Genomic DNA, 7,599 nt, shown 5'->3' with positions numbered 1-7,599 from the left:
CCCCCCCCCCCCCCCCCCCCCCCCCCCCACGCCGCATCCCGGGCACGCCGTTGTCGTTCCGCTGGCCTAGAGTCGCTGTCAGTCGGGCATGATCGAGTCAATCGTCGGTGTGCTTGTTGCCCATCCGCAGGAGGAACCCTTTACGATGACGACTGTGACCACCGTACTTCTCGTCGAGGACGACCCCGCCATCTCCGCGCCGCTCGCTCGCGCGCTGACCCGTGAGGGATATGACGTCCAGGCCCACGGCACCGGGCAGGGAGCCATCGACAGCTCCGGCGGTGCCGACCTCATCGTGCTCGACCTCGGGCTGCCGGACATGGACGGGCTCGACGTCGCCCGCTGGGTCCGTGCGCAAGGGATGACCACCCCCATCCTCGTGCTCACCGCGCGCGCCGACGAGGTCGACCTCGTCGTCGGGCTCGATGCCGGCGCCGACGACTACGTGACCAAGCCCTTCCGGCTGGCCGAGCTCCTCGCCCGGGTGCGGGCGCTGCTGCGCCGCGCCGGCGGCGACCTCACCGACGAGGACGAGCTCGCCGCGCAAGACGTGCGAGTCGACGTCGCGGCCCACCGGGCGTTCCAGGGCAGCCGCGAGCTGCAGCTCACCGCCAAGGAGTTCGAGCTGCTGCGCGTCCTCATCCGCGACGCCGGCGCCGTCGTCGGCCGGGAGAACCTCATGCGCGAGGTTTGGGGCTCCGACCCGTCCGGGTCGACCAAGACCCTGGACATGCACGTCTCGTGGCTTCGTCGCAAGCTCGGCGACGACGCCAACGACCCCCGCTACATCACCACTGTCCGAGGGATGGGCTTCCGCTTCGAGACGTCCGTCGAGGGGTAGGCCGCGGTGCGCCGTCGTGCGGTCACGATGACGGTCATCGCGGTCACGGTGGCGGTGATCCTTCTGGGTCTGCCGCTGGGGATCTTCGGTGGCCTGATGATCTGGGACGCCGAGCGCTCCACGCTGGACGTGCGGGCCTCGGCGCTGGCGCTGTCGGTCGAGCGCCGGATCGCCAACGGCGACGAGCTCGACGACGCCATGCTCACCCCCTGGGTCGGTGGTGAGACGAACCTGGCGGCTCGCATCCGGGTGCACGCGCCGGACGAGGCCGTCTACGGAGCAGGGCCCAGCTTCGACGGCGACGTCGTCCGGGCCGTGCAGATCACCCCGAGCGGTGCGACGGTCCGGCTCGAGGTGCCGGCAGCGGACGTGCAGTGGATGGTCGCCCGCGTCATCGGGCTGGTGGTCGCCGCCGCGATCGTCGCCTTCGGGGTCAGCATCCTCGTGGCGCGCCGGCAGGCGAGGAAGCTCGCCGCGCCGCTCATCTACCTGGCCGCCAGCGCGGAGCAGATCGGCTCCGGGCAGGTGCGCCCCCACCTGCGGCGCTCCGGGGTCGAGGAGATCGACCTCGTCGCCGCGGAGCTCAGCCGGACGGGGGAGCGGATGGCCCGGCGGCTCGCCGCCGAGCGACAGTTCGCCGCCGACGCCTCCCACCAGCTCCGGACGCCGCTGGCCGCGCTCTCGATGCGCCTGGAGGAGATTCAGCAGATCACCGACGACGAGGACGTCGCCGAGGAGGCGCGGATCAGCCTCGAGCAGCTCGAACGGCTCACCGGCGTCGTCGACGACCTGCTGCGGAACTCGCGGCAGGCTTCCGGCGGCACCACCGAGGCTCTCCCGCTGGCGGATCTCTTCGCCCAGCAGGCCGAGGAGTGGCTACCGACCTTCGCCGCCGCCGGCCGTCAGCTGGTGCTGCCGGACGACGTCGACATCACCGTCCTCGCGACGCCCGGAGCGCTCGCACAGGTGCTGTCCACCCTCGTGGAGAACTCGCTCAAGTACGGCGCGGGCACCACCGCGGTGCGGGCACGGTCGAGCGTGTCGGACAACAGTGTGGTCATCGAGGTGAGCGACGAAGGGCCCGGTGTCAGCGACGACCTCGCCCCGGAGATCTTCGAGAAGTACGTCACCTCCGGGAAGGGCACCGGCCGCGGTCTCTCGTTGGCGCGCGACCTCGTCGCCGCTGACGGCGGACGGCTCGAGCTGGCGCAGCGCAAGCCGCCGATCTTCGCGATCTTCCTGTCTGCGGTGCCGCGGTCGCTCGATCCCGACCTCGTGCTTCCGCAAGGCCCGCTCGTGTCGATGGGACGACGGCGACGACGCTGGTGACGCCGCAGTGGCTCAGTGGCTGCTTCCGGCGTCGCCGCGGCCGTTGAACACCAGGTACCGGTAGCAGAAGTACCGGAAGGCAGTGCCCAGGCCCAGGCCGACGACGTTGGCGGCGATGTTGTCGGCCAGCGCAGACTGAAAGCCGAGCACGTAGTGGGAGACCCCCAGCGCGCCGACGGCGATGAGCATCCCGCCGGCATTGACGAGCAGGAACCAGATCAGCTCACGGCTGCGGGAGTCACGCTTCTTCTCGGCGAACGTCCAGTGCCGGTTGCCGAGCCACGCGACCATGGTGGCCACCGCCACCGAGATGACCTTGGCCGTCAGCGCTTTGTCGCCGAGCACCTCACCCGGGCCGAAGCGCAGCAGGTTCATCAGGCCGACGTCGACGACGAACGCGATCGCGCCGACGGTGCCGAACTTCATCAGCTCCACCGCCTGCTGGCGCCACCGCAGCAGCCGACCGTCAGTCGCGGCCCGAGCGGTGACGGCCGCAGCGGCCTCGGCCTCGGGGCCCGTCACACCCTGGGACGACGTCACCCGGCCAGCGTACCCGCACTAGGCTGACGTCCCGTGGGAGCACATGTGGCAGTGGTCGGTGGCGGGCAGCTCGCCCGGATGATGCAGCAGGCCGCGATCGGCCTCGACGTACACCTGCGGGTGCTCGTCGAGGCGGCCGACGGGTCCGCAGCGCAGGTAGTGCCCGATGCCCCGGTGGGCGCCGCGAGCGACGAGAGCGCGGTGCGCGGGCTGCTGGCCGGCGTCGATGTCCTCACCTTCGAGCACGAGCACGTACCGGGCTCGCTGCTGACCGCGCTCGAGGCCGAGGGAGTGGCGGTGCGGCCCGGCTCGGGCGCGCTGCGCCACGCCCAGGACAAGATCGTCATGCGCGAGGCCCTCAGCACGCTCGAGGTGCCGTGCCCGCAGTGGGCAGCGGTGCGCGACACCGACGAGCTCACGACGTTCGGTGACCGGGCCGGCTGGCCCGTCGTCATCAAGACCGCCCGCGGCGGCTACGACGGCAAGGGGGTACGCGTCGTCCACGATGCGGTCGAGGCCAAGGACTGGCTCGACGCGCTCGACCCGGACGTCGCGCTGCTCGCCGAGGAGCACGTGCCCTTCACCCGGGAGCTGGCGGTGCTCGTCGCTCGCCGTCCCGGCGGTGAGGTCCGCGCCTGGCCGGTGACCCAGACCGTGCAGGAAGGTGGGGTGTGCGCCGAGGCGATCGCGCCGGCGCCGGGCCTCGACCCCGTGCTCGAGGAGCACGCGCTGGACATCGCCCGGCGGATCGCCGAGGGCCTCGACGTCACCGGCGTGCTCGCGGTCGAGATGTTCGAGCTGCCGCCGCCCACCGAGGGGGGCATGCCTCGGGTGGTGGTCAACGAGCTGGCGATGCGACCACACAACTCAGGCCACTGGACCATCGACGGTGCGGCCACCAGCCAGTTCGAGCAGCACCTGCGGGCGGTGCTCGACCTCCCGCTGGGACCGACGACGCCGCTGGCGCCGGTGAGCGTGATGGCCAACCTCCTTGGCAGCGCCCTGGCGGACCCGGCCTCGGTGCTGCCCGAGCTGCTCCAGCGATGCCCCAACGCCCGCGTCCACCTGTACGGCAAGGCGGTGCGCCCGGGACGCAAGCTCGGCCACGTGACCGTCGTCGGCGAGGAGCTCGCCGCGGCGCAGGCCGAGGCGGACCTGGCCGTCGCGCTGCTGCGCGGGGAGAAGCGCTAGCGGCAGGCGTGTCCTGCACGCCTGGTGTCCGCCGCGGGCGGACGCGGCCCGTCGGCGGGCGCGTCATGCGGCACAGTGAGTGGCAACCGTACGCGCGACGAGAGGAGATCGGGATGAACGTCGGAATCGTCATGGGGTCGGACTCGGACTGGCCGGTGATGAAGCAGGCCGCCGAGGTGCTCGAGGAGCTCGGTGTCACGTGCGAGGTCGACGTCGTCTCGGCGCACCGGATGCCGGAGGAGATGCTCGCCTACGGTCGGGAGGCGGCCGGTCGCGGGCTGCGGGTGATCATCGCCGGCGCCGGCGGTGCTGCGCACCTGCCCGGGATGCTTGCCTCGTTGACGCCGCTGCCGGTCGTTGGCGTACCGGTACCGCTGGCTCAGCTCGACGGCCTGGACTCGCTGCTGTCGATCGTGCAGATGCCTGCGGGCGTCCCGGTGGCGACGGTGTCGATCGGGGGTGCGCGCAACGCTGGCCTGCTCGCGGCGCGGATCCTCGCTGCCGGCACCAGCGAGGAGGACCTCGCCCTGCGTCGCCGGATGGTGGAGTTCCAGCAGAACCTGCGGGCCGGGGCCCAGGAGAAGGGCGCGCGGCTGCGGTCGTCCCGGGACCACCGGACCGGATTCTCCGTCTGACGGGCCGCTGGCGGGCACCTGCGCCGATGGTCGGTAGTGTTCGGTTGTGAGCGAACTGCGCGTGGTGCTGGGCTAGGCTGAGCGCATGAGCATCATGGTCACCGGCGGCGCCGGGTACATCGGGGCGCACGTCGTCCGCCTCCTCCTCGAGCGCGGCGAGGAAGTGATCGTCGTCGACGACCTCTCGACGGGGCGCAGCGACCGGGTAGGGGCCGCGGACCTCGTCGAGCTCGACGTCGCCGGGGCGGACGCGCAGGCCACGCTGGAGCTCGTCATGCGCGAGCGCGCGGTCACCGGCGTGGTCCACTTCGCGGCTCGCAAGCAGGTGGGGGAGTCCGTCGAGCGGCCGGCCTGGTACTTCCAGCAGAACATCACCGGCCTCGCCAACGTGGTCGCCGCGATGGAGGGCGCCGGCGTGCAGCGGCTGATCTTCTCCTCCTCCGCCGCGGTCTACGGCATGCCCGATGTTGACCTCGTCACCGAGGAGACGACCCCCGAGCCGATCAACCCCTACGGCCAGACCAAGCTCGTGGGTGAGTGGCTCATCGCCGACGCCGCCCGGGCCTGGGGGATGCGCACCGCTGCGCTGCGCTACTTCAACGTCGCCGGCGCCGGCTGGGACGACCTCGGGGACCCCGCGGTCCTCAATCTCGTCCCGATGGTGCTCGACCGGCTCGCGCGTGGTGAACGGCCGAAGATCTTCGGCACCGACTACCCGACGCCCGACGGCACCTGCATCCGCGACTACATCCACGTCCTGGACCTCGCGCACGCGCACCTGACCGCGCTCGACCACCTTGCCGCGGTCGACGGTGTCGACGGGGGCGACGGTCCCGACGATGCCGAGGGAACGTCGCAGGTCCTCAACGTGGGCACCGGCAGCGGGGCGTCCGTGCGGGAGGTCATCGACATGATCGGAACGGTCTCCGGGCTCGACGCCAGCTCGGACGTCGAGCCGCGCCGCCCGGGCGACCCACCGCAACTGATCGCCGCGGCCGACCGGATCGCCGACGTGCTCGGCTGGCGCGCCGAGCGCGGTCTCGAGGAGATCATCGCCAGCGCCTGGCAGGCCTGGCAGGCAGGACCGCGCCGTATCGGCTGAGGGCGCGGGCCGGTGGTGCCGGCTGGTGTGGCTCAGGCAGGAGCAGGCTCGCGTCGTGCTCGATGCGGCTGCCATGCGTCGGCCGTGCCGACGTCGGCGCTGCCTCACGCATGCCCCGGGACGTCGCCTTACCCGCCGGTGGCGGCCCCAGGTGGAGCCGCCACTGGCGATCAGGCGGCGCGGAGCAGTCGTGCCATGTGGCGCTCGAGCGGGCTTAGCGACTGGTCGGGTGGCCCCTCGAGGCCTGAGTCGGGTTCGCCTGGTGGCGCGTGGGCCCGCTGGATGCTGAGCATCGCGGCTGCGGCGGCTGCGGCGGCTGCGGCGGCTGCGGCGGCTGCGGCGGGGGTGGCTGCGCCTGCGGCTGGGGTGCCGGTGCCGGTGCTGGAGCCGGCCGTCGTGCCCGTGCTGGAGGTGGTCGCTGTGCCAGTGCTGCTGGCGCTGGCACCAACGGCAGCGCCAGCGCTGAGCGTCGCGCCAGGCTGGTGGCCCGGGAGGGCGGGTGCGGCCGCGGCGTAGCTGTGCCCTGTGGGGGTCGTGGTGACCACCTCGTGGGTGTCGCTGCCTGGCGGCCGGGCATGGGCCTGCCAGCCGGGAGCGGTCTTGGTGTAGTTGCACGCCTCGCAGAGGCCCTGGAGGTTGTCGGCCGAGGTGGGTCCGCCCTCGGCTGCGGCGCGGACGTGGTCCCGGTGGCGGATGGGGGCGTCGCACCACGGTGTGCGGCAGCTCTGGTCGCGGGTGTCGATGAACCGGCCCAGCCCTCGGGGAACGGTTCGTCGCCGGGAGGTCATCGCTACTAGCTGGCCGGTGCTCGGGTGGGTGAACAGCCGCCGCAGCCACAGCAATGTCGCGTGACCACCGTCGCTGACCCCGCGGCCGTCGCCGCCGCCATCGCCGCCACGACCGCCGTCGCCATCACCGTCACGACAGCCGTCGCGGTCGCCGAGGCCGTCGCCCGGCCGGGTGCGATCGGCGATCAGCTTGCGAGCCCAGCCGGCGGGCACCGTGCCGTAGCCGGGGATGGTGGCGGGCTCGTGATCGCCGGCGAGCAGGCTGCGGTCGGTCATCACCAGCCCGACCTCCACCGGCACGTCCTGCGCCTGGGCCAGTCCGGTGGTGCGTTCGACGAGGAGGTCGGCCATCAGCTGACCGCGGCTTCGTGGGTCGCCCTGAGCGCGAAGCGAGTCGGCGTCGCGGCGCAGCGTGCCCAGCACGCTCACGCCCTGGGCCACGGGCAGCAGACCGGTCAGGTAGCTCATGGTGTCGGGCGCCGGACGAAGCGTGACGCACCGCTGACGTTCGGCCTTGGCGGCGCGGGCGACTACCGAGGCGGCGTCGAGCCGGTAGGCCACCTTCTTCGCGTGGGCGACCAACTCGCGGTCGCCCCACTGTGCGAGCCGGGTGCGATCGGTGGCGATCTCGGCGTCGAAGGCGTCGCGGTCGGCCAGAGACAAACAGGCCGACTCTCGGACGAGCAGCGTGGCGCGCCACTCGCTGATCACCCCCTCGCGCAGCGCGGCGTAGGTGTGGGGCATCTCCCGCACCAGCGCGGTGGCCAGCCCCAACAGCCGCCCACCGCGAGCCGGGGACTCCCGGCGGGCCAGTGCGACCTGCGCGCCGATCCCTCGGCCCCGCTCGGCGACAGGGCACCCGGCCGCCGTCCGCTCGGCGCGCACCGAGGCCTCCAGGTCGACTGTGACCCGGGCCTGTACCGCGCACACGGCGGCCTTCAGCTCCTCCAACGACCGCAGCTGGTCGACCCGCTCGGCGTCGCTCACGTCCCGGTCCAACCGGGCCAGCAGCTGGCGCCACCGTTCTAGGTCCGCCGTCGACAGCGCGCCCAGCGCAGCCGACCCGGCTACCTGCCCGGGTCCCGCCATGCCGTCGTCCTCGACCATGATTCGACCGTATCGGCGGGGTGTGACATTGGCGGAAAACGGCGGGCTTCCACGGCTTCGTACCTC

The 7,599-nt window shown here is 72.6% G+C and carries 7 protein-coding genes; 5 read left to right on the top strand and 2 right to left on the bottom strand.

Annotation, left to right across the window (positions count from 1 at the left end; all coding sequences use genetic code 11):
* The first annotated feature begins 154 nt into the window (after positions 1-154).
* On the top strand, positions 155-841 hold the full coding sequence (locus V2J52_RS16380; protein ID WP_331228812.1) for a response regulator transcription factor: 687 nt from the start codon (positions 155-157) through the stop codon (positions 839-841).
* Between the two features lie 27 nt (positions 842-868).
* Entirely contained in the window at positions 869-2,170 is a 1,302-nt protein-coding gene (locus V2J52_RS16375; protein ID WP_331228811.1) for an ATP-binding protein, read from the top strand.
* A 12-nt stretch (positions 2,171-2,182) separates the two neighbouring features.
* On the opposite strand, the gene V2J52_RS16370 is transcribed toward V2J52_RS16375, so the two are convergent.
* Positions 2,183-2,710: a GtrA family protein gene (locus V2J52_RS16370; RefSeq protein WP_331228810.1), complete on the bottom strand. Its 528-nt coding sequence runs from the start codon at positions 2,708-2,710 to the stop codon at positions 2,183-2,185.
* 33 nt (positions 2,711-2,743) lie between these two features.
* Here V2J52_RS16370 and V2J52_RS16365 point away from each other — a divergent pair, with 33 nt between their 5' ends.
* The 3 genes from V2J52_RS16365 (at position 2,744) to galE (ending at position 5,638) form a co-directional block, all read left to right on the top strand.
* Positions 2,744-3,901, top strand: a complete 1,158-nt coding sequence (locus V2J52_RS16365; RefSeq protein ID WP_331228809.1) for a 5-(carboxyamino)imidazole ribonucleotide synthase — start codon at positions 2,744-2,746, stop codon at positions 3,899-3,901.
* Positions 3,902-4,014: 113 nt separating this feature from the next.
* A complete protein-coding gene (gene purE, locus V2J52_RS16360) occupies positions 4,015-4,536 on the top strand; it encodes a 5-(carboxyamino)imidazole ribonucleotide mutase (protein WP_331228808.1) in 522 nt (173 codons plus the stop codon).
* Positions 4,537-4,621: 85 nt separating this feature from the next.
* Entirely contained in the window at positions 4,622-5,638 is a 1,017-nt protein-coding gene (gene galE, locus V2J52_RS16355) for a UDP-glucose 4-epimerase GalE (protein ID WP_331228807.1), read from the top strand.
* A 170-nt stretch (positions 5,639-5,808) separates the two neighbouring features.
* Here galE and V2J52_RS16350 read toward each other — a convergent pair whose 3' ends face one another.
* Positions 5,809-7,533: an HNH endonuclease gene (locus tag V2J52_RS16350; protein ID WP_331228806.1), complete on the bottom strand. Its 1,725-nt coding sequence runs from the start codon at positions 7,531-7,533 to the stop codon at positions 5,809-5,811.
* Positions 7,534-7,599: the final 66 nt, after the last annotated feature.

Origin of the sequence: Georgenia sunbinii, from assembly GCF_036421875.1 — a bacterium.
GTDB lineage: Bacteria > Actinomycetota > Actinomycetes > Actinomycetales > Actinomycetaceae > Georgenia_B > Georgenia_B sunbinii.
Note: the sequence above shows the minus strand (reverse complement) of the source record. Positions and strands in the feature narration are given on the sequence as shown.